The 19,722-nt window shown below is 67.6% G+C and carries 17 protein-coding genes; 5 read left to right on the plus strand and 12 right to left on the minus strand.

The features are described from left to right. The 4 genes from ASG27_RS14090 to ASG27_RS14105 all read right to left on the minus strand — a co-directional run. The coding region (locus tag ASG27_RS14090) for an electron transfer flavoprotein subunit beta/FixA family protein (RefSeq protein ID WP_442854267.1) at nucleotides 1–194 on the minus strand (194 nt) is incomplete at its 3' end. A 207-nt stretch (nucleotides 195–401) separates the two neighbouring features. Then, nucleotides 402–1,748: a mechanosensitive ion channel family protein gene (locus tag ASG27_RS14095; RefSeq protein WP_156370681.1), complete on the minus strand. Its 1,347-nt coding sequence runs from the start codon at nucleotides 1,746–1,748 to the stop codon at nucleotides 402–404. After that, nucleotides 1,745–2,536, minus strand: coding sequence for an enoyl-CoA hydratase (locus ASG27_RS14100; protein ID WP_056417010.1), 792 nt, complete (start codon nucleotides 2,534–2,536; stop codon nucleotides 1,745–1,747). Before ASG27_RS14100 ends, ASG27_RS14095 begins: the two co-directional genes overlap by 4 nt. 300 nt (nucleotides 2,537–2,836) lie before the next feature. Continuing rightward, nucleotides 2,837–3,790, minus strand: a complete 954-nt coding sequence (locus ASG27_RS14105) for a histone deacetylase family protein (RefSeq protein ID WP_200912426.1) — start codon at nucleotides 3,788–3,790, stop codon at nucleotides 2,837–2,839. A 53-nt stretch (nucleotides 3,791–3,843) separates the two neighbouring features. On the opposite strand from ASG27_RS14105, the gene ASG27_RS14110 reads away from it, so the two are divergent. From ASG27_RS14110 to mltB, 4 genes are all read left to right on the plus strand, one after another. Further along, nucleotides 3,844–4,764, plus strand: coding sequence for an AAA family ATPase (locus ASG27_RS14110; RefSeq protein WP_056417005.1), 921 nt, complete (start codon nucleotides 3,844–3,846; stop codon nucleotides 4,762–4,764). A gap of 3 nt (nucleotides 4,765–4,767) precedes the next feature. Further along, complete coding sequence (locus ASG27_RS14115; RefSeq protein ID WP_056417004.1) at nucleotides 4,768–5,811, plus strand: DUF58 domain-containing protein; 1,044 nt, start codon at nucleotides 4,768–4,770, stop codon at nucleotides 5,809–5,811. 101 nt (nucleotides 5,812–5,912) lie between these two features. Beyond that, nucleotides 5,913–7,940 (plus strand): transglutaminase family protein, encoded by a 2,028-nt coding sequence (locus ASG27_RS14120; protein ID WP_056417001.1) that lies wholly within the window; start codon nucleotides 5,913–5,915, stop codon nucleotides 7,938–7,940. A 17-nt stretch (nucleotides 7,941–7,957) separates the two neighbouring features. Then, complete coding sequence (mltB, locus tag ASG27_RS14125) at nucleotides 7,958–9,058, plus strand: lytic murein transglycosylase B (RefSeq protein WP_082485947.1); 1,101 nt, start codon at nucleotides 7,958–7,960, stop codon at nucleotides 9,056–9,058. Between the two features lie 402 nt (nucleotides 9,059–9,460). On the opposite strand, the gene ASG27_RS14130 is transcribed toward mltB, so the two are convergent. The 8 genes from ASG27_RS14130 to ASG27_RS14170 all read right to left on the minus strand — a co-directional run bounded on the left by ASG27_RS14130 (nucleotide 9,461) and on the right by ASG27_RS14170 (nucleotide 19,184). After that, on the minus strand, nucleotides 9,461–10,405 hold the full coding sequence (locus ASG27_RS14130) for an ABC transporter substrate-binding protein (protein WP_056416997.1): 945 nt from the start codon (nucleotides 10,403–10,405) through the stop codon (nucleotides 9,461–9,463). Between the two features lie 24 nt (nucleotides 10,406–10,429). Beyond that, on the minus strand, nucleotides 10,430–11,365 hold the full coding sequence (locus tag ASG27_RS14135; RefSeq protein WP_056416996.1) for an ABC transporter substrate-binding protein: 936 nt from the start codon (nucleotides 11,363–11,365) through the stop codon (nucleotides 10,430–10,432). A gap of 162 nt (nucleotides 11,366–11,527) precedes the next feature. After that, nucleotides 11,528–13,414 (minus strand): amino acid ABC transporter permease/ATP-binding protein, encoded by a 1,887-nt coding sequence (locus tag ASG27_RS27880; RefSeq protein ID WP_082485946.1) that lies wholly within the window; start codon nucleotides 13,412–13,414, stop codon nucleotides 11,528–11,530. A gap of 75 nt (nucleotides 13,415–13,489) precedes the next feature. Then, on the minus strand, nucleotides 13,490–14,077 hold the full coding sequence (locus tag ASG27_RS14150) for a GNAT family N-acetyltransferase (RefSeq protein ID WP_056416993.1): 588 nt from the start codon (nucleotides 14,075–14,077) through the stop codon (nucleotides 13,490–13,492). A 26-nt stretch (nucleotides 14,078–14,103) separates the two neighbouring features. Further along, on the minus strand, nucleotides 14,104–15,309 hold the full coding sequence (locus ASG27_RS14155; RefSeq protein ID WP_056416990.1) for a M20 aminoacylase family protein: 1,206 nt from the start codon (nucleotides 15,307–15,309) through the stop codon (nucleotides 14,104–14,106). After that, entirely contained in the window at nucleotides 15,309–16,667 is a 1,359-nt protein-coding gene (locus ASG27_RS14160; protein ID WP_056416987.1) for an LLM class flavin-dependent oxidoreductase, read from the minus strand. The genes ASG27_RS14155 and ASG27_RS14160 overlap by 1 nt, the downstream gene beginning before the upstream one ends. A 37-nt stretch (nucleotides 16,668–16,704) precedes the next feature. After that, a complete protein-coding gene (locus ASG27_RS14165; RefSeq protein ID WP_056417013.1) occupies nucleotides 16,705–17,706 on the minus strand; it encodes an LLM class flavin-dependent oxidoreductase in 1,002 nt (333 codons plus the stop codon). A gap of 131 nt (nucleotides 17,707–17,837) precedes the next feature. Next, nucleotides 17,838–19,184 (minus strand): branched-chain amino acid ABC transporter substrate-binding protein, encoded by a 1,347-nt coding sequence (locus ASG27_RS14170; RefSeq protein WP_056416984.1) that lies wholly within the window; start codon nucleotides 19,182–19,184, stop codon nucleotides 17,838–17,840. 95 nt (nucleotides 19,185–19,279) lie between these two features. Between ASG27_RS14170 and ASG27_RS14175 the strand changes: the two genes are divergently transcribed. Continuing rightward, on the plus strand, nucleotides 19,280–19,666 hold the full coding sequence (locus tag ASG27_RS14175) for an Hsp20/alpha crystallin family protein (protein ID WP_056416980.1): 387 nt from the start codon (nucleotides 19,280–19,282) through the stop codon (nucleotides 19,664–19,666). Nucleotides 19,667–19,722 lie beyond the last annotated feature (56 nt).

Consider the following 19,722-nt stretch of genomic DNA (forward strand, 5'->3'; position numbering starts at 1 on the left):
ACGCCGCAGGACACAGCGATGACTTCGGTCACCAGGCCCTTTTCTTTCAGGCGCACGGCCTCTTCGACGGCGATCTCGTCAAAGGGGTTCATGCTCATCTTCACGTTCGCGATGTCCACACCCGTATTGTCCGATTTGACGCGGACCTTCACGTTGTAGTCCACCACGCGCTTGACAGGGACCAAGACCTTCATTGCTGCGGCTCCTAGAGTTGGTTGAATTGACGTTTACGTAAACTAGAACATTCTATGCCGCGCTGCAGCGAGAGTGCTACGGAGCCGGGACACAGCGTGCAGGATCAGAAAAAAGAACGATCGTGCTTTTTCCGGATTATAGGCGACTGCAGCGGCCACTTGTCCAGTGCGGCTGTCGCATGCGGCAACCGGGGTCTGCGTCAGGGCCTACGGAGCCGCATCGGACGGCGTGGCAGGCGCAGCCGCTGGCGCCAGAGCCGCAGGCAGTGCCCCATCGACCTGCACATGCATGACCCGCTGGGGGTAAGGGATTTCGATCTGGTGGGCGCGCAAAGCCTTGAGGATGGCGCGGTTGATCTCGGACCGCAGGCCGAGCGAGCCGTTCTCCGGGTCGGCGATCCAGAAGCCCACGGTGAACTCCAGGCCATCGGCCCCGAACGCCGACAAGGCCACGCTGGGCGCGGGGTCGCGCAGCACGCGGCTGCTGGCCAGTGCCGCCTCGGCCAGCAGGCCGGTGACCAGCTCGACATCGGTCTCGTACGCCACGCTGACCACCGTGGAGAGCCACACCCGGGTGTCGGCCAGCGACAGGTTCTCCACCCGCTGGATGATCAGCATCTCGTTGGGCACGATCGACTCCCGGCCCGTGGACGAGCGCACCACGGTGTAGCGCGCCCTGATGTCGGTGATGCGGCCTTCAAAATTGTCCACGCGCACGTTGTCGCCAATGCGCATGCTGCGTTCGGCCAGGATCACGAAGCCACTCACATAGTTGGACGCGAGTTTTTGCAGGCCGAAGCCCAGCCCCACGCCGATGGCCCCGCCCAGCACCGACAGCGCCGTCAGATCGATGCCCACGGCCGAAAGCGCCATGATCAGGCCCACGAAAATCAGCAGGGCCCGCACCGCATTGCTCACCGCCTTGCGCAGCGACAGCTCGGCGCCCGTGGCCGCGCGCAGCAGGCGCGCCTCGATGGCGGCCGATATCCACAGCGCGATCAGCAGCACGGCGCCTGCGGTGAGCGCTCCTTCGATGAGGGTGCGCACCGACAGGTTGGAGCCACCCACCTTCCAGTGGATCTGGTCCAGCTCCTCCAGCACCATCGGCAGCAGGCCCGTGACCCACAGCACCATCCCCAGCCACGCCAGCCACGAGATCGACCGCTCGATGGGCCGCACCCAGGCGGCGTCCGGGTACGCGGCCTGCAGCACCTTCACGCCGATGCGGATCACCACCAATGACACCAGCACCGGGATCGCCACGCGGAACACCGCCAGCGGCATCCAGTGCATCAGCGAGGTGCGGGCCACGTAGGCCAGGCTCAGCAGCGCCAATGGGAACAGCGCGCCGTCGATGACGCGGGCCCCGAACAGGATCGAGCGGGAGTCCCCGTGGTGCAGCCCGCGCTGCAGCAGCGTGACCAGCCACCAGGCCAGGCCCACACAGGCCACCAGCGCGGCCAGTTCCACCAGTACCGTGGGCCGCACAAAGGCTTCGGCCCAGCGCCCCAGGTCGTCGAGCATCAAGGTGGGGTCGGCAGCCATGGCGTTCATTGTTTCCATGCAGGCTGGCGCTTGTCGGCAAAGGCGCGCGCGCCTTCCTGCGCAGCGGCGTCCATCATGTTCGTGGCCATGGCCTGGCCCGCCAACTGGTAGGCAGCGTCCATGCCCAGTTCGCGCTGCTGGTACACCAGCGCCTTGCCCATGGCCACCGCCACGCGGGGCTTGTTCACGATCGACTGCACCAGCTTTTCCACCTCGGCCTCCAGCGCTTCGGCCGGTGCGACGCGGTTGACCAGCCCCTGGGCCAACGCCGTGGGCGCGTCGATGAAGTCACCCGTCAGCAGCATCTCCATCGCCCGCTTGGCCGGCACATTGCGCACCAGCGGCACGCTGGGCGTGGCGCAGAACAGACCGTAGTGGATACCGCTGGTCGCAAAGCTGGCGGTGTCGGCCGCCACGGCCAGGTCGCACTGCGCCACCAGCTGGCAGCCCGCAGCGGTGGCCATGCCCTGCACGCGCGCAATCACCGGCACGGGCAGCTTGTGGATGGTGAGCATCATGCGGCTGCACTGGGCAAACAGCTTCTGGTAGTAGGCGGGCTCGGGGTTCGCCGCCATGTCCTTCAAGTTGTGGCCCGCGCAGAAGGCCCTGCCCGCTGCGGCCAGCACCACCACGCGCACGGACTCGTCGCGGCCCGCAGCGTCCAGTGCCTGCTGCAGCGCGGACAGCATCTCGGTGCCCAGCGCGTTGAAGCGCGCAGGGTCGTTCAGGGTCAGGGTGACCACGCCGCGCGCATCGCGGGTGACCAGCAGCAATTGTTCAGAGTTCAAGGTCGTCATATCTTTTCTATTCATAGACAGCGAGCGTCAAGCCAAGCACGCTGCCATGCCAGCGCCACCGTGGAACTGGCTCCGCCAGGCCACGGGTGGCGTGTCCCCCTCAGGGGGAAGACGCCGCAGGCGGCTCAGGGGGAGCCAGGGATGCTCTGCACGAATCAGCGCGTCGTCGGCATCTGCGGGCTCGGGCAGTCTGCAGCGTTGCAAATACTCGCAATAGCTCCAGCTATTGCTGCGTTTTGCGCCTTGCAGCCCCTCCCGATCCGCAGCGCCCACTTTCCGCTTGATTCGTGCAGAGCATCCCTAAAGATCCGCAAGGACCCGCAGATGCGCCTCCACGCTGCGCGCGAGCGGCCCCATCACATAGCCGCCTTCCAGGCACGACACGATCCGCCCCTTGGAGAACTTGCGCGCCACATCCTTCACCCGCTGGGTGATCCAGGCGTAGTCCTGCTCGGTCAGGCCCAGCTGGCCCATGTCGTCCTCGCGGTGGCCGTCGAAGCCCGCGCTCACAAAGATCATCTCGGGCTTGAAGGCCTCCAGCCGGGGCATCCACATCATCTCGATGATCTCGCGGATGTCCATGCCGCGGGTGTACGCCGGCACGGGCACGTTGACCATGTTGGGCGCCGGATCCTGGTCGCCGCTGTACGGATAGAACGGGTGCTGGAAGATGCTGACCATCAGCGCACGCGGGTCATTGGCCAGGATGTCCTCGGTGCCGTTGCCGTGGTGCACGTCGAAGTCCACCACCGCCACCCGCTGCAGGTTGTAGCGCTGCAGCGCGTACTTGGCCGCCACCGCCACGTTGTTGAAGAAACAAAATCCCATGGCCTTGTCGCGGCAGGCGTGGTGGCCGGGCGGGCGCACCGAGCAGAACGCGTTCTCGATCTCCCCGGCCATCACCGCATCGGTCGCGGCCAGCGCCGCACCGGCGGCACGCAGCGAGGCCTTCCAGGTGTGGGCGTTGATGGAGGTATCGGTGTCGATCTGCGCGTAATGGGGGCCGCCCGCCATCAGCTCTTCGTTGAGCCGGTCGGACAGGCCGCGCAACGCGGCAATGTGCATGCGGCCGTGGGCCAGTTCGATGTCGGCGAGCGACGCCTCGGGGGCGTCGTAGCGCTCCAGCGCATCGCCCACACCGGTGACCAGCAAGCGGTCTTCGATGGCATCCAGCCGTTCGGGGCATTCAGGGTGGCCCGGGCCCATCTCGTGCTTCCAACAGTCCCGGTGGGTGAAATAGCCCGTCTTGCTCACAGTCTTGTCCCCGCGTATCGCAATTTTTGGTGTTTTTCGGATAACGTCGCGCTATGAATGCACAGCACAAGATCAAATCCTTACTGGATCAGCTTAACACGGTGATCGTGGGCAAACAGGCCCAGGTACAGGACTGCGTGGCCTGCCTGCTGGCGGGCGGGCACCTGCTCATCGAAGACGTGCCAGGGGTGGGCAAGACCACGCTGGCGCATGCGCTGTCACGCACCTTCGGCCTGCAGTTTTCCCGCGTTCAGTTCACGGCCGACCTGATGCCCAGCGACCTGACCGGGGTGTCGGTGTACGAGCGGGGCAAGGAGTCCTTCGTGTTCCACCCCGGCCCGGTGTTTGCCCAGGTGCTGCTGGCCGACGAGATCAACCGCGCCAGCCCCAAGACCCAGAGTGCCCTGCTCGAGGCCATGGAAGAAAAGCAGGTGTCGGTCGAGGGCGAGACGCGCGCCCTGCCCCACCCGTTCTTCGTCATCGCCACGCAGAACCCGCATGACCAGCTGGGTACCTTCGCGCTGCCCGAGTCGCAGCTCGACCGCTTTCTGATGCGCATCTCCATCGGCTACCCCGACCGCGCGGCCGAACGCGTGCTGCTGGCGGGCGCCGACCGCCGCGACATGGTGGACACCATGCTGCCCCTGCTGTCGGACGAGGAGCTGGCCGAACTGCAGCGCCAGGTGGTGGCTGTGCACACCGCCGACCCGCTGCTGAACTATGTGCAGGACCTGATCGCCGCCACCCGCTCGGGCCGCTGGTTCTTGCAGGGCCTGTCGCCACGCGCGGGCATTGCCCTGGTGCGCGCCGCCAAGGCCCAGGCGCTCATCAGCGGGCGCGACTACGTGGCCCCCGACGACGTACAGGCCGTGCTGCCGCAGACGATCGCCCACCGCCTGGTGCCCGTGGGGGATGCGGGGCGCGGGGCGGTGGAGCAGGTGCGGGCCATGGTGGAAGCCGTTCCCCTGCCCTGACCCATGGACTCCGCCGCATCGCTCCCCCCATCGCCCCTGGCGCGCTGGCGCGCCCTGGCGGCCCGGCTGAGCCCCCTGGCCCCGCTGCGCCGGCGCTTTCAGCACTGGTGGCAGGGCCGGTTGCCGCTGAACGACACGCTGACCCTCACCCAGCGCAATGTCTACATCCTGCCCACGGGGGCCGGCTGGATGCTGGCGCTGACGCTGATCGTCCTGCTCATCGCCTCCATCAACTACCAGCTCAACCTGGGCTATCTGCTGACGTTTCTGCTCGCAGGCAGCGCGGTGATCGGCATGCACATCTGTCACGCCAACCTGCGCGGCCTCACGCTGCACCTGAAAGCGCCGGATCCGCATTTCATGGGCACCAGCACGGCGTTCGACATCCAGGTGTCCAGCGAGCGCAAGACGCCCCGCTACGGCATTGCGCTGTCGGTGCACGGCACGGGCAAGGAGCCGCACCACTGGGCCTGGACGGACGTGCCGGCGCAGGGGCAGGCCAGCGTGCAGGTGGCCTTCAAGCCAGAGCGCCGGGGTCTGCACCGTGTGCCCACCCTCACCGCCGAGACCCGGTTTCCGCTGGGCACCTTCCGGGTGTGGACATACTGGCGCCCCGCCGCCCAGGTGCTGGTCTACCCCATGCCGGAAACACCCGCCCCACCCCTGCCTGCGGGGGAGCCGCGCGCGGGCGGCTCCGGCAGCACGCCGACCCAGGGCATCGGCGAGTTCGACGGTGTGCGCGCCTACCGGCGCGGCGACCCTTTGAAGCTGGTGGTCTGGAAGAAGGCGGCCAAGACCTTGGGCACGGGCACGGATGACCTGGTCAGCCGGGATGCGCAACAGGCCCAGCGGCAGGAGCTGTGGCTGGACCTGGCGCGCGCCACGCTGCCCGACCATGAGGCACGCATTTCGCGCCTTGCGGCCTGGGTGCTGCAGGCCGACCGGCTGGGGCTGGAATATGGACTGCGCCTGCCGGGCGTGGAAATCCACCCCGACACCGGCGTCGCGCACCGCAGGCGTTGCCTGGAGGCGCTGGCGCTGTGCTGACCACACCACCGAACCACCCCTTCCGCAACACCCATCAGCCCCGAAAGCTATGTTTTCAATAGCAAACCATTCACCGGAACGCCGAGCGTGACCCTTTCGCAATGACCCTGCGCCAAACGCTGACCTCCCTGCCGCGCGACGCGCGCGACACGCTGTTCCTGTTGTTCGTGATCGTCTGGGTCATCGCCCCGCAGGTCCCCAACCTTCCGGTGTGGACCACCGTGCTTGCGGGCGGGCTGCTGCTGTGGCGCGGCTGGCTGGCCATCCAGGGCAAGGCCCTGCCGGGCCGCTGGACGGTGGCCGCGCTGCTGGCGCTGGCGGTGGTGGGCACGCTGCTCACCCACCGCACCATCCTCGGTCGCGACGCCGGGGTGACGCTGATCGTGTTGCTGCTGGTGCTCAAGATGCTGGAGCTGCGCGCCCGGCGCGACGCCATGGTGGTGTTCTTCCTGGGCTTCTTCACGATGCTCAGCAATTTCTTCTTCTCGCAGTCGCTGCCCACGGCGGCGGCCATGCTGGTGGCGCTGATGGGCCTGCTCATGGCCCTGGTCAATGCGCACATGCCCGTCGGGCGCCCTGCCCTTACGCAGACCTTCCGCATCGCAGGCACCATGGCATTGCTGGGTGCCCCGATCATGGTGGCGCTGTTCATGTTGTTCCCCCGCATGGCGCCGTTGTGGGGCATGCCCAGCGAGAACCTCACCGGGCGCAGCGGCCTGTCGGGCACGATGAAGATCGGCGACATGGCCGAGATCGCGCTTGATGAGCGCGTGGCGATCCGCTTGCGCTTCGAAGGGAGCGTCGACGATGTGCCGCCCCAGGCGATGCTCTACTTCCGAGGCCCCGTCTTGACGGGCTTCGACGGCCGGCAGTGGAATGCGGAACCGTTTCGCGAAGACAGCGCATGGGCCGCTCGTGTGGCCCTGCCGGCCAACCTGCAGACCAGCGGGCCCGCGGTGCGGTACGAAGTGACGCTCGAACCTCAGCGGCAACCCTGGCTCATGGTGCTGGAAGCCACCCCCGACGCGCCCAGCCTGCCCAACATGCAGGCGTACATGACGCAGGACCTGCAGTGGCTGACGACGCGCCCCATCACGGAGGTGCTGCGCTATCAGGCCGTGAGCTACCCGGAGTTCCGCCATGGCCCCCAGCAATCGGTGCGCCCATTGCGCGTGCACACCGAGCTGCCGCCCGGCTTCAACCCGCGCACCCTGGAGTTGGCCACGCAGATGCGGGCAGACCCCGCCCTGTCCGGCGGAGGGGCGCAGGCCCTCGTCAATGCAGCCCTGCAACGCCTGCGCACCGGCGGATACAGCTATTCCCTGGACCCGGGCGTCTTTGGCGAGCACACCGCCGACGAATTCTGGTTCGACCGCAAGGAAGGCTTTTGCGAGCACATCGCCTCCGCTTTCGTCATCCTGATGCGCGCCATGGACGTGCCTGCGCGCATCGTCACCGGCTACCAGGGCGGCGAGCGCAACCCGGTGGATGGCTACTGGACCGTGCGCAACGCCGATGCCCATGCCTGGGCCGAAGTCTGGATGGAAGGCCGCGGCTGGGTGCGCGTGGACCCGACCGGTGCGGTGTCCCCCGGCCGCGTCGGCCAGTTCCAGCGCCTGCGGGCCCCCCAGGGCGCTTTCGCTGCGGCAATGGGCACCATGGGCATGACCCAGAGCCTGCGCGCCGTCTGGGAAGCCGTCAACAACAGCTGGAACCAATGGGTGCTCAACTACACCCAGAGCCGCCAGATGGACCTGCTCAAGGCCCTGGGGTTCGAATCACCCAGCTGGCAGGACCTGACCACGGTGCTCGGCTACCTGATCATCACGGCTGCCGTGGTGGCCGGGGCCTGGGGCCTGTGGGAGCGCAGCCAGCACGACCCGTGGCTGCGGCTGCTGGCGCGCACGCGCCAGCGGCTGGCGAAGGCAGGCCTGGCGTTGCCGGACAACCTGCCTCCCCGCGCGATGGCCGAGCGTGTGCAGGCACAATTCGGCACCCCGGCCGCGGCGGTGGCCGACTGGCTGCTGCGCCTGGAGCGCCTGCGCTATGCCCCCGACCCCGGCGCTGAACTCGGCACGTTGCGCAGCGAGTTCCGCAGCCTGCCGTGGCCCAAGCCCGCACCCCATTGAATCCACCGACATCGGACATGCTGAACCCCTTGAGCCGGACCGCCCTTGCAATTGCTATCACATTGGTAGCATTCCTCTCCATCCCAGCCAGCGCTAACACGCAAAAAGCCCCGAAACCCACGGGTAAGAGCAGCGCAGCGCCCGCCCGGCAGCCCGCCGTCCTGTACGCCACCCGCCCCGAAGCGCTGCAGTTTGCCGACGACCTGGCCGCGCGCCGCGACCTGGACCGCGAGTGGGTGCGCCAGGCCATCGGCCAGGCCCAGTTCCTCACGCAGGTGCCCCGCCTGATGCTGCCACCTGCCAAGGGCACGGCCAAGAACTGGCGCGTGTACCGCAGCCGCTTTGTCGAGCCCATCCGCATCCGCGCGGGCGTGCGGTTTTGGCAGCAGAACGAGGCAGCGCTTGCGCGGGCCGAGCGCGAGTACGGCGTGCCCGCAGAGATCATCGTGGGCATCATCGGCGTGGAAACCATCTACGGCCAGCAGATGGGCAACTTCCGCGTGATGGACGCCCTGGCCACGCTGGCCTTCGACTTCCCCTCGGCCCACCCGCGCGCCAAGGAGCGCACCGAGTTCTTCCGCCGCGAGCTCGAGCAGTTCCTGAGCTTCACCAACCGCAGCAACACCGACCCGTTCGACGCCCGCGGCAGCTACGCCGGCGCCATGGGCCTGGGCCAGTTCATGCCGTCGAGCTGGGTGCGCTATGCCATCGACTTCGATGGCGACGGGCGTGTGGACCTGTTCAACAGCCCGGCCGACGCCATCGGCTCGGTCGCCAACTACTTTCGCGGCCACGGGTGGACGCCGGGCATGCCCACGCACTTCGGCGTGCAGTTCGATGCCGCACGCCTGCAGCTCGATGACCTGATGGCCCCCGACATCCTGCCCACTTTCAGCGTGGCCAGCATGCAGGCCAAGGGCGCGGTGCTGGACGCCGCGGGTGTGCAGCACACCGGCCCGCTGGCCTTGATCGAACTGCAAAACGGCGGCGATGCCGCCAGCTACGTGGCAGGCACCGAGAACTTCTACGCCATCACCCGCTACAACTGGTCGAGCTACTACGCGATGGCCGTGATCGATCTGGGCCGCGAAGTGTCCGCCGCACGCGCCGGGCAGTGACCACCGGGGCCCCGGGCTCCGCAGCAGCCGGTGACCAGCCGAGTTCCGGTGCGATGTACAGCGCGGTGTCGCTCAGGATCTGCGCACAGTCGTCGACGCTGAAGTCGTACGGCAGCTCCAGCCGCAGCGCCTGCACCTGCACCTGCACCTGCACCTGCACCTGCGGCACGACGGGTCCTGTCGCAGGCGCTCCAGAATCTCGTGCGACGTGCCCACAGCACTCGCAACCCGCGCGCCCCAATACCAGCGCACCCGTGGATCTGGCTCCGCCAGTCCACAGATGCGCCCCCTCCAGGGACACCCATACCGTTCGGGCTGAGCCTGTCGAAGCCTTGCGCGACGCTTGGACAAGCTCAGCGCGAACGGTTTTGTATTTTTTAAAGCAATGGGGGCTCCAAGGGCTCAAAACTTCGGTAGGCCGGGCGGATTGGTTTCCGATTTGGGCAAGGCCTCCTCCAGCAAGCTCCAGCGCTGCAGCGCCTGCGTGTACTTGCCGTTCTTGATGAGCCCGTTGGTGGCCAGCGTCAGCACATTGGCCAGGCCCGATCCCCTGCGCGTGGTGATGGCCACGTCGGACTTGAGCGGCCAGCCCGCGTTCACCGTGCCCACGAGCTTGATCTTGCCGTCCTTGGCCGCGTGGTAGGCCTGCGGCGCGTTGGGGTTGAAGTTGGCGTCGGCCCGGCCCGAGATCACACCCAGGATGCGCGCAGCGTCGTCGTCGAAGTACACGGGCTCCACGGGCTTGAGGCCCGCGGCGACGTTCTGCTTGCTCCACTCCAGCAGGATGCGCTCCTGGTTGGTGCCCGATCCGGTGATGACCTTGAGTCCCGCAATGTCCTTGGGCTCCTTGATGGAGGTGATCTTGCTGTCGGCCCGCACATAAAAACCGTGCAGCCCCAGGCGGTACGTGGAGAAGTCGTACTTCTCCTTGCGCTGCTCCGTCACACCCACGTTGGAGATCACCGCGTCGTACTTGCCCGAGGTGAGCCCGAGCGGCCAGTCGGCCCAGGCAATCGGAAGCAGTTCGAGCTTGAGCCCCAGCGCGTCGGCAATGAGCTGCGCATAGTCCGGATCGAACCCCACCACCGTCTTGGCGTCGCTGGCATACGTGGCGATGGGCGGCGCAAACGGCGCGATCGCCACGGTGAAGACGCCCTCCTTCACGAACTTGAAATTCTTCGGAATGGCCTGGACGGCCGCTGCGTCTTTCTCGGCGCGGATGCGGCCCTTTTGCTCGGGGCTGAAGTCGAACGCGGTGGCAGCACCGGCCACGGTCCACGCGCAGGACAGCGCGCACGCGGAAGCCAGGGCCACGACGCTGCGGCGCGACAGGGAATGGAGAGTCATGAACAGTCCTTGAAGGCCGCAGGCTTACTTCTTGGGCAGGCCGGGAGGGTTGGTGCGCGAGACCTGGATGGCCTCGGACTGCAGGTTCCAGCGCTCGAGCGCCTTGGCGTAGTTGCCGTTCTTGATCTGCGCGTTCAGCGCCGTGGTGATCGCGTCGGCAATGCCCGAGCCCTTGCGCGAGGTCACGGCAATCTCGGCCGCCTGCGGCCAGCCGCCCGAGAAGGTGCCCACCAGTTTCGTCTTGCCATCGCGTGCGTTGTGCGCGGCGATGCCGTTGGGTGCCAAGTACGCGTCGGCGCGGCCCGAGGCCAGCGCCAGGTACAGCACCACATCGTCGTCGTAGTACTGGATGTCCACGGGCTTGAGGCCCGCGGCGATGTTCTGCTGGTTCCAGCGCAGCAGGATCTGCTCCTGGTTGGTGCTCGCGCCCACCACCACCTTCAGGCCCGCCACATCCTTGGGCTCCTTCACCGACGTGATCTTGCTGTCGGCCTTCACGTACACGCCCAGCTGGTCGTTGCGGTAGGTCGAGAAGTCGAACTTCTCCTTGCGCTCCTCGGTCACGGTGACGTTGGAGATCACCACGTCGAACTTGCCCGACTGCAGGCCCAGCGGCCAGTCGGCCCAGGCGACGGACACCAGCTCCAGCTTGCGCCCCAGGCTGTCGGCCACCAGCTGTGCGATGTCCGGCGCGTTGCCCACGGGCGTCTTGTTGTCGGTGGCGTAGGCGCCAAACGGCAGCCGGCCCGTGGTGGTGCCCACGGTGAGCACACCCTCCTTCGCAAACTTGAAATCCTTGGCGACGAGCTTGATCGCCTCGTCCACCTTCTGCGAGCGGGGGCGCGTGGGCTGCTCGGGGCTCAGGTCGATGGCCTGCGCAGCAGCGTGGATGGGCGCCAGTGCGGCGATGGACGCAGCGGCCAGTGCCAGGGCTGCGAGGGTTCGGTTCACAAGGGTCATGGATCGGCTCCGGGGATGCAATGGATGGGTCAAGAAAACAGAAACAGGAAGAACAAATCGCGCAGATCACAGCGGCGCCCATGCCGCAGCCCGGCCTGGGCTACAGGCCGGTTGGCCCAGAAAGGCCGCTGCGGGTGGGGGAATGTGAGGTGTGCCGGCTGCTCAGAGCACCTTGGCCAGGAACTCCGCCGTGCGGGGGTGGTCGGGCTGGCTGAACACCTTGGCGGGTGTGCCGGTCTCCAGCACGCGGCCCTGCTCCATGAAGACGACCGTGTCGGCCACTTCGCGGGCAAAGCCGATCTCGTGCGTCACGATGATGAGCGTGGTGCCGGTGCGCGCCAGCTCCTTGATGACATCGAGCACCTCGCCCACCAGTTCGGGGTCGAGCGCAGAGGTGGGCTCGTCGAACAGCAGCACCTTGGGCTTGAGCGCCAGGGCCCGTGCTATGGCCACGCGCTGCTGCTGCCCGCCAGAGAGTTGCCGCGGATAGCTGTGTGCCTTGTCGGACAGGCCCACGCGCGCCAGCAGCTCCAGCGCCAGCGCTTCGGCTTCTGCACGGGGCAGCCGGCGCACGGTGACTGGGGCTTCGACGATGTTCTCCAGCACCGTGAGGTGCGGGAACAGGTTGAAGTTCTGGAACACCATGCCCACATCCACCCGGCGTTGGAGGATGTCCTTCTCGCCCAACTCGAACAGCGTGTCCGCGTCCTGGCGGTAGCCGATCAACTCGCCATCGATGGCAATGAAACCATCGTCCACCCGCTCCAGGTGGTTGATGGTGCGCAGCAAGGTCGACTTGCCCGAGCCGGACTGCCCCAGGATCACCGTGACGCTGCCAGGCGGCACGGTCAGCGTCACATCCTTGAGCACTCGCAGGGCGCCGTAGCTCTTGGACACGCCGTGGATGGTGACTTCACCACCGCGGTTGAGCTCGCCCGTCCAGCGCGGCACGGTGGCCACGGCGGGCGTGGGCGCTGCTGGCGGTGCGGTCACGGCTGTATCACCTTGAACGGCCACGCGCCGCGCAAGCCACAGGCGCTGCGCAATGCCGCTGAAGATCGACGGCGGCAGGCTGCGCAGCGCACCCTTGGAAAAATGCCGCTCGATGTAGTACTGCAGCAGCGACAGCACCGTGAGGATCACCAGGTACCACACGGTCGCCACCATCAGCAGCGGGATCACCTCCAGGTTGCGGCGGTAGATGATCTGGATGGTGTAGAACAGCTCGGGCAGGGCCAGGATGTACACGTTGGACGTGCCCTTGGCCAGCCCGATGATGTCGTTGAAGCCTGCGGGCAAGATGGACCGCATGGCCTGCGGCAGCACGATGCGAAACGCCTGGCGGCGGCGCGGCAGGCCCAGTGCGGCCGCTGCTTCGAGCTGCCCCTGGTCCACCGACAAAATGCCGCCGCGCACGATCTCCGACGCAAACGCTGCCTGGTTCAGCGTGAGGCCGATCAGCGCCGCCACAAAGGGGCTGATGAGCTGCGTGGTGGGGTACGAGAAGAACGTCCAGCTGGTGAACGGCACGCCCAGGCTCACGGTCTCGTACAGGTAGCCCAGGTTGTTGATGATGAGCAGCAGCACGATGACCGGGATGGACCGGAAGATCCAGATGAAGGTCCACGACAGCCCCGCCAGCAGCGGCGAACGCGACACCCGGGCCAGCGCCAGCGCCGTGCCCAGCGTGAATCCGAACAGCGCCCCCAGCGCGGTCAGCAGCAGCGTGCGGCCCAGGCCCACCAGCACGGGTTCCGAGAAGAAATACTCGCCGAAGATGCTCCAGCCCCAGCGCGGGTTGGTGAACACCGAGTACAGCACCAGCGCGATGACCACGGCGGCAAACACCGTGCCGGCCGCCCGTGCCCGGTAGCGCGCGGGTACGACTTTGTAGTGGGAATAGTCGCCCTTCACCGGGGCAGGGGCCGGGGAGGACGAGGGTGTGAGGGCAGGCGCGCCGGGCCCATGGCTGTGGGCACCAGGGGGTGCGGCATGGCCGGGGCCCAGCGGCAGACCGGCAGCGGCGTCCAGGGTGGTGGAGGTGGACATGGTGGTGAGGTCTCGCAGGCTGTCGGGGTTCGTGGAAAAAAGCGGGGGCAGGCTGGGCCGGTGCGCGTGACGGTTTCAGGCCGCTTGCGCAACCACCGCGGCGCGCCCCGCGCCCAGGGCGTGCGGTGTGGCGGGCGCCGTCGTCAACATGGCGGCGGACTCCAGGCCGTCCACGGCGCGCAGGGTCTTCTCGAACGGCAGATGGCGGTACGTCTCGTGCGGCAGCGATGTGTCGAACAGCGCCGTGTACCCGTGGCCCAGATACAGCCCGACGGCCTCGGGCTGGCGAAAGCCGGTGGTGAGGTACAGCCGCGCATAGCCCTGGCGCAGCGCCTGGGCTTCGAGCTCCAGCAGCACCTTGGCGGCGAGGCCCTGGCGGCGGTGGGCCGAGTGCGTCCACACGCGCTTGAGCTCCGCCGTGTGCGCATCGCTGTGGCGCTTGAAGGCGCCGCCGCCAATCGCCTGCCCGCCGCGCAGCAGCAGTACAAAGCTGCCACCGTGCTCCGGCGTGAACAGTTCGGGCGGGTACTTCTCCATCTCGCGCTGCCCGCCCTCGCGGTCATAGAACTCGCCGTAGCGCGACTCGTACTCGTGCGACAGCTCGTCGATGAGCGGGCGGGCCAGGGGATCGGCAGGCGAGGTGTAGATGAAGCGGTCACTCATGGGGAGGGCTTTCTCGTGAAAGGGTCTCAGGCCAGAAACCGCTCGGCCAGCCGCACCCAGTACGTGGCCGAGGGCGCCAGGATGGCGTCGTTGAAATCGTAGTAAGGGCTGTGCAGCGATGCGCCATCGCCATTGCCCACGAACACGTAGCTGCCGGGGCGCTTGAGCAGCATGAAGGCGAAGTCCTCGCTGGCTGTGCGCGGGCGAAAGCCTGCGTCCACGCGGGCTGCGCCAAAGGTGTCGATGGCCACGCTGCGTGCCAGCTCCGTCTCGGCCTCATGGTTGAGCACGGCCGGATAGCCGGGCCGGTACAACACATCGGCCGTGGCGCCGAAGCTCTCGGCCTGCGCGCGGGCGATGGCCGGAATGCGCTCCTTGAGCACCTCGCGCACCTCGGGCTTGAAGGCGCGGGCGGTGAGCTTGAGCTCCACGCTCTCGGGCACCACGTTGGGCGCGTTGCCGCCATGGATGGAGCCTACGGTGACCACGCCCATGTCCAGCGGATCGACGTTGCGCGAGACCACCGTCTGCAGCGCGGTGATGATGTGCGCGCTGGCCACCACGGGGTCCACCGTCTCGTGCGGCGCGGCGCCGTGGCCGCCCTTGCCGCGCACGGTGATGGTGATCTGGTCCACCGAGGCCATGGCAGGCCCGGTCACGCAGCCGAAGTGCCCCGCGCCCACGCAGGGCCAGTTGTGCAGGCCGAACACCGCGTCGCATGGAAAGCGCTCGAACAGGCCCTCGCCGATCATGCGGTGGGCACCGCCGCCGTTCTCTTCGGCGGGCTGAAAGATCAGGTTGAGCGTGCCGTCGAAGCGGCCCGACTCGGCCAGGAAGCGCGCGGCAGCCAGCAGCACCGTGGTGTGCCCATCGTGTCCGCACGCATGCATCACACCAGCGTTCTGGCTGGCATACGGCAGGCCCGTGGCCTCGGTGATGGGCAGTGCGTCCATGTCGGCGCGGATGCCCAGGGTCTTGGTGCCCTGCCCCCGGCGCAGCGTGCCCACCAGGCCGGTGCCCGCGATGCCGGTGGTGACTTCGTAGCCCCAGGACGCAAGGCGCTCGGCCACAATGGCCGAGGTGCGGTGCTCCTGGAACGACAGCTCCGGGTGCTGGTGCAGGTCCCGGCGCAATGCCTGGAACTCGTGGATGAAGGCGGCAATGCCCTCTTCCACGCTTTTCACCCGCTGCAGGTCGTGCGCGGAAGCCGCTGCTGGCAATGCTGCGCCCATCACGCGAACTTCTTCTCTGGCGCCGTGGCGGCATCCACATCGGCCTGTGCATACCGGCTGGCCTTGCGCTGCAAGCCCAGGTGGTCGCGCAGCGTGTGGCCCGGCAGCGTGCGCTGGTAGCGGCCGCGCGCCTCCAGCACGGGGATCACGTGGGTGAAGAAATCATCGAGCCCCTGCGACAGCACGGGAAAGCCCAGTATGAAGCCATCGGCCGCGCCCTCGTCCACCCAATGGATGATCTCGTCGGCCACGCGCTCACCCGTGCCCACGAACTGCGAGCGCGGCGTGGCGGCCTCCAGCGCCACCTGGCGCAGGGTCAGGCCGCGCGCCTTGGCATCGGCCTTGATGCGGTCGGTGGTGGAGCGAAAACTGTTGCGGCCGATCTCGCCCAGCTCCGGAAAGGGCGCGTCCAGCGGGTACTGGCTGAAGTCGTGGTGGTCGAAGTAGCGGCCCAGGTAGGCCAGCGCTTCATCGACCGTGAGCAGCTCGCGAATGGCCTGGTACTTGGCGTCCGCCTCTTCCTGCGTGGCGCCCACCACGGGGCCGATGCCGGGGAATATCTTCACATCATCAGCCTGGCGGCCATGCACCACGGCGCTGGCCTTGACCTTGCGCAAAAAGCTGCGCGTCTCCTCCACCGACGGCGAGTGGGTGAACACCGCATCGGCGTACTTGCCCGCCAGGCCGATGCCCGCATCCGATGAACCCGCCTGGAAGATCACCGGCTGCCCCTGCGGCGACCGGCCGATGTTGAGCGGCCCCGCCACCTGGAAGAAGCGGCCCTTGTGGTTCAGCGTGTGCAGCTTCGCCGGGTCGAAGAACTGGCCCGTGGCGCGGTTGCGCACCACGGCGTCTTCGTCCCAGCTGTCCCACAGGCCCTGCGTCACCTGCAGGTATTCGTCGGCGATCTCGTAGCGCAGCGCATGGTCGGGGTGGTTGCGGCTGTAGTTGCTGGCCGTGCCCTCCAGCGGCGTGGTCACCACGTTCCAGCCAGCGCGCCCCTTGCTGATGAGGTCCAGCGACGCGAACTGCCGCGCCACCGTGAATGGCTCGCTGTACGAGGTGGAGATGGTGCCCGCCAGCCCGATCTTCGACGTCGCCACGGCCAGCGCCGACAGGATGGAGATGGGCTCGAAGCGGTTCAGGAAATGCGGGATGGACTTCGCGTTGATGAACAGCCCGTCGGCCACGAAGGCGAAGGCGATGCCGTTGGCCTCGGCCTTCCGCGTGGTCTCGATGTAGAAGTCGAGGTTGACGCTTGCATCCGCAGGGCCTGCGGGGTGCTTCCACGAATTCATGTGGCCGCCAGCGCCATGCAGCATGACGCCGAAACGGATGGGTTGTGGGGTGTTGCTCATGGTGTCTGTTCCTGGGGAAAGGGGGGCGGCCGGCGGGTCAGGCCTCGGCGGTGGCATAGGCGCCCGCCAGCAGCTCCACCGAGGCCAGGCGCTCGGCAAAGCCCGCGACCGGCGTGTCGACCACGAACTCTTCGATGCCGTAGCGCTCACTGAGCGCATCGAGCTGCTCGCGCACATGCTCGGGCGAGCCGGCGATCACGTGGGGCCGGGTTTCTTCGAGCCGGTAGTCCGCCACACCGGCCTGGCGCGCAAACTCCGCAGCGGCCTGCGCGCTGGGCAGGTTCACGCTCTGCCCGGTGGACAAATGCAACTTGAAGACGCGCAAGGCACCCACCAGGCTTTCGGCCTCGGCCTGCGTGGGGGCCACCAGCGCATAGAGCGCCAGCGAGGGGGCCCGGCCAGCGGCTTCGCGGTACACGCGCACCGTGCGCTCGATGTTGACGGGGTCGCCGTTGAAATGGCCCGCGTACGTGAAGTGCCAGCCGTGGCGCGCCGCCAGCGCCGCGCTGTCGGGGCTGCCGCCGAGCAGATGGCGCTCGGGCAGGCTGGGCGGTGCGGGGTAGGCCACGGCGCCCGCCAGCGCGTGGTCCGGGTCCAGCGTGCCGTGCAGGAAGGCGTCCAGCTCCGCAAAGCGCGCGCTGAAGTCCGATGGCCTGGATTTGTCGTGCAGCGCTTGCAGCGCCCGGGTGGACAGCGGCAGGCCGCCGGGCGCCTTGCCCACGCCCAGGTCCACGCGGCCGGAGGCCAGGCATGCGAGCACCTTGAACGCCTCGGCCACCTTGAAGGGGCTGTAGTGCTGCAGCATCACGCCGCCAGAGCCGATGCGGATGCGCGAGGTGCGCGCCAGCAGGTGGGCCACCAGCACCTCGGGCGCCGAGCCGGCCAGGCCCGGGTTGCCATGGTGCTCCGCCACCCAGAAGCGGCGGTAGCCCAGTTGCTCGGCGCGCTGGGCCAGCGCTACGGTGCGCTGCAGCGCCTCGGCCGCCTTGGCCCCTTCGGGGATGGGACTTTTGTCGAGCAGGGAAAGGGCGTAGGACACGGTGGAGGCAGCGATTCGCGCATGGGTGATCAATGCGACAAATTCTGTGGCCCGACGGCCTGCACCGGTTGCGCTAACTTTTCATATCGATATGCGGCGCGCGCTGCGCCGCATACCGCCCACGCCGTGGGTCAGGGCCGCTGCATTGTGCAGCTGTGCGGCTGCTGTGCCTTGGCGGCGGCAATCTGGCGCACCACGCGAAAGCCGTAGCCCGAGCCTTCCACGTCGAACTTCACGCCCGGTGCGCCCTTCTTGTCCATCACGCCCACCACCAGCGCCTGCTGGAACTGGTGGTCCGCCGCGCGCATGCTGCCGCCCTGGCCCGAGAGCTGCACGTTGGCGCTCTCCATCTGCCGCGCCACCGCCACGGCGTCGGTGCTGCCCGCGCGCTCGATGGACTGGGCGAGCGCCTCGACCATGAGCTGCATGCGCATGTGCACGTAGTCATCCTGCGGCTTGGGAAAGCGTGTGCGGAACGACTGGTAGAACGCCTCGCTCTGCGCGCCCGGCACGTTGGGCAGCCAGTCAGCCACGGCCACCACCTTGCCGATGCCCGCGTCGCCGATGGCGGCTGGCGCACCCAGTGCGTTGCCGTAAAAGGTGTAGAAGCTGCCTTCGTAGCCCACTTCGCGCGCGGCCTTCACCAGCAGCGTGAGATCGTTCCCCCAGTTGCCGGTGACCACGGCCTGCGCGCCGCTGGTCTTGATCTTCACCGCATAGGGCGCGAAGTCCTTCACGCGGCCGATGGGGTGCAGCTCGTCGCCCACCACGGCCACGTCGGGGCGCTGGGCGGCCAGTTGCTTCTTCGCCTCGCGCAGAACGGCCTGGCCGAAGCTGTAGTCCTGGCCGATGAGGTAGACGCTTTTCAAGGCCTTGTCCTCGCGCATCACTTCCATGAGCGCGGCCATGCGCATGTCAGCATGCGCGTCGAAGCGAAAGTGCCAGAAGCTGCATTTCTCGTTGGTGAGGATGGGGTCCACCGCCGAGTAGTTCAGGAAGATCACGCGCTTGTTCGGCTCGCGCTCGTTGTGCTTGTTGATGGCTTCGATCAACACCGCCGCGGTGGCCGACGAATTGCCCTGCAGAATGACCTGCGCGCCGTCGTCGATGGCCGCGCGCAGTGCCGACAAGGCCTCTTCGTTCTGGCCCTTGCTGTCGTAGCGCTCCAGCGCCAGCGGGCGGGGGCCGCCGCTGCTGGCGGGCAGCTGCACGCCGCCGCGTGCGTTCACACGCTCCATGGCCCAGTAGACGTTGCGGTACACGGCCTCGCCGGTGTTGGCGAACGCCCCCGAGAGGCTTTCGATGAGCGCCACCTTCACCGGCTTGGCGGGCGCACTGGCAGCTGTTGAAGCGCTGCCTTGGGCCGCCGCCGGAGTCGCCGAGAACAACACCCCGGCGATGCCGACAACTGCGGCAAAAACCGATGGACGTAATGCCGTGGTGCCTGTTTTCAAGCCCCCGGAACGCAATTTATTCATGCCACTTTTTCCCTTGAAAAGCGATGCGGCCGTACACAACTCCTGTCCATGCGGCGACCACGTCGAGAGCCGCGCAGTGTATAGGAGTACTTTCCATGATCTTCGCCCCCGTCGCCCGCCGTTCCGCCTTCAACGCACCCCGCTCTGCCGACCTGGCGCTGCAACGCTTTTTGCTGGGCAGCTTTGCCAATGCAGCCCCTGCAGGCTCTGCCGGCGTGAGCGTGACCCAGGACGAAAAGACCACCACCTTGCAGCTCGATGTGCCCGGCCTGGCGCGCGAGCAACTGTCCATCCAGATCGAAGGCAACCAGGTCCGCCTGCACAGCGTGGAAGGCGCGCCCCGCCAGGTGCAGCGCGCCTGGGAGCTGGCCACCGACATCGACGCCGCCAACAGCTCCGCCAAGCTGGAAAACGGCGTGCTGACCCTGACGCTGGCCCGACTGGAGCCCGTGAGCCGGGCCACGTCGCTGAGCATTCAGTAAACGGCTGCGCTTGTTGCACAGTTGCCCGCCCACACAGGGCGGGCAACCAGCCACCA

The sequence above is a fragment of the Acidovorax sp. Leaf191 genome, assembly GCF_001424425.1.
Classification (GTDB): Bacteria; Pseudomonadota; Gammaproteobacteria; order Burkholderiales; family Burkholderiaceae_C; genus Acidovorax.

What these genes read in the sequence shown, in the direction of transcription:
- ASG27_RS14095 (WP_156370681.1), bottom strand. Translation starts at nt 1,748, where the DNA reads ATGAACGCCATGGCTGCCGACCCCACCTTGATGCTCGACGACCTGGGG.
- ASG27_RS14100 (WP_056417010.1), bottom strand. Translation starts at nt 2,536, where the DNA reads ATGACGACCTTGAACTCTGAACAATTGCTGCTGGTCACCCGCGATGCG.
- ASG27_RS14110 (WP_056417005.1), top strand. Translation starts at nt 3,844, where the DNA reads ATGAATGCACAGCACAAGATCAAATCCTTACTGGATCAGCTTAACACG.
- ASG27_RS14115 (WP_056417004.1), top strand. Translation starts at nt 4,768, where the DNA reads ATGGACTCCGCCGCATCGCTCCCCCCATCGCCCCTGGCGCGCTGGCGC.
- ASG27_RS14120 (WP_056417001.1), top strand. Translation starts at nt 5,913, where the DNA reads ATGACCCTGCGCCAAACGCTGACCTCCCTGCCGCGCGACGCGCGCGAC.
- mltB (WP_082485947.1), top strand. Translation starts at nt 7,958, where the DNA reads ATGCTGAACCCCTTGAGCCGGACCGCCCTTGCAATTGCTATCACATTG.
- ASG27_RS14130 (WP_056416997.1), bottom strand. Translation starts at nt 10,405, where the DNA reads ATGACTCTCCATTCCCTGTCGCGCCGCAGCGTCGTGGCCCTGGCTTCC.
- ASG27_RS14135 (WP_056416996.1), bottom strand. Translation starts at nt 11,365, where the DNA reads ATGACCCTTGTGAACCGAACCCTCGCAGCCCTGGCACTGGCCGCTGCG.
- ASG27_RS27880 (WP_082485946.1), bottom strand. Translation starts at nt 13,414, where the DNA reads ATGTCCACCTCCACCACCCTGGACGCCGCTGCCGGTCTGCCGCTGGGC.
- ASG27_RS14150 (WP_056416993.1), bottom strand. Translation starts at nt 14,077, where the DNA reads ATGAGTGACCGCTTCATCTACACCTCGCCTGCCGATCCCCTGGCCCGC.
- ASG27_RS14155 (WP_056416990.1), bottom strand. Translation starts at nt 15,309, where the DNA reads ATGGGCGCAGCATTGCCAGCAGCGGCTTCCGCGCACGACCTGCAGCGG.
- ASG27_RS14160 (WP_056416987.1), bottom strand. Translation starts at nt 16,667, where the DNA reads ATGAGCAACACCCCACAACCCATCCGTTTCGGCGTCATGCTGCATGGC.
- ASG27_RS14170 (WP_056416984.1), bottom strand. Translation starts at nt 19,184, where the DNA reads ATGAATAAATTGCGTTCCGGGGGCTTGAAAACAGGCACCACGGCATTA.
- ASG27_RS14175 (WP_056416980.1), top strand. Translation starts at nt 19,280, where the DNA reads ATGATCTTCGCCCCCGTCGCCCGCCGTTCCGCCTTCAACGCACCCCGC.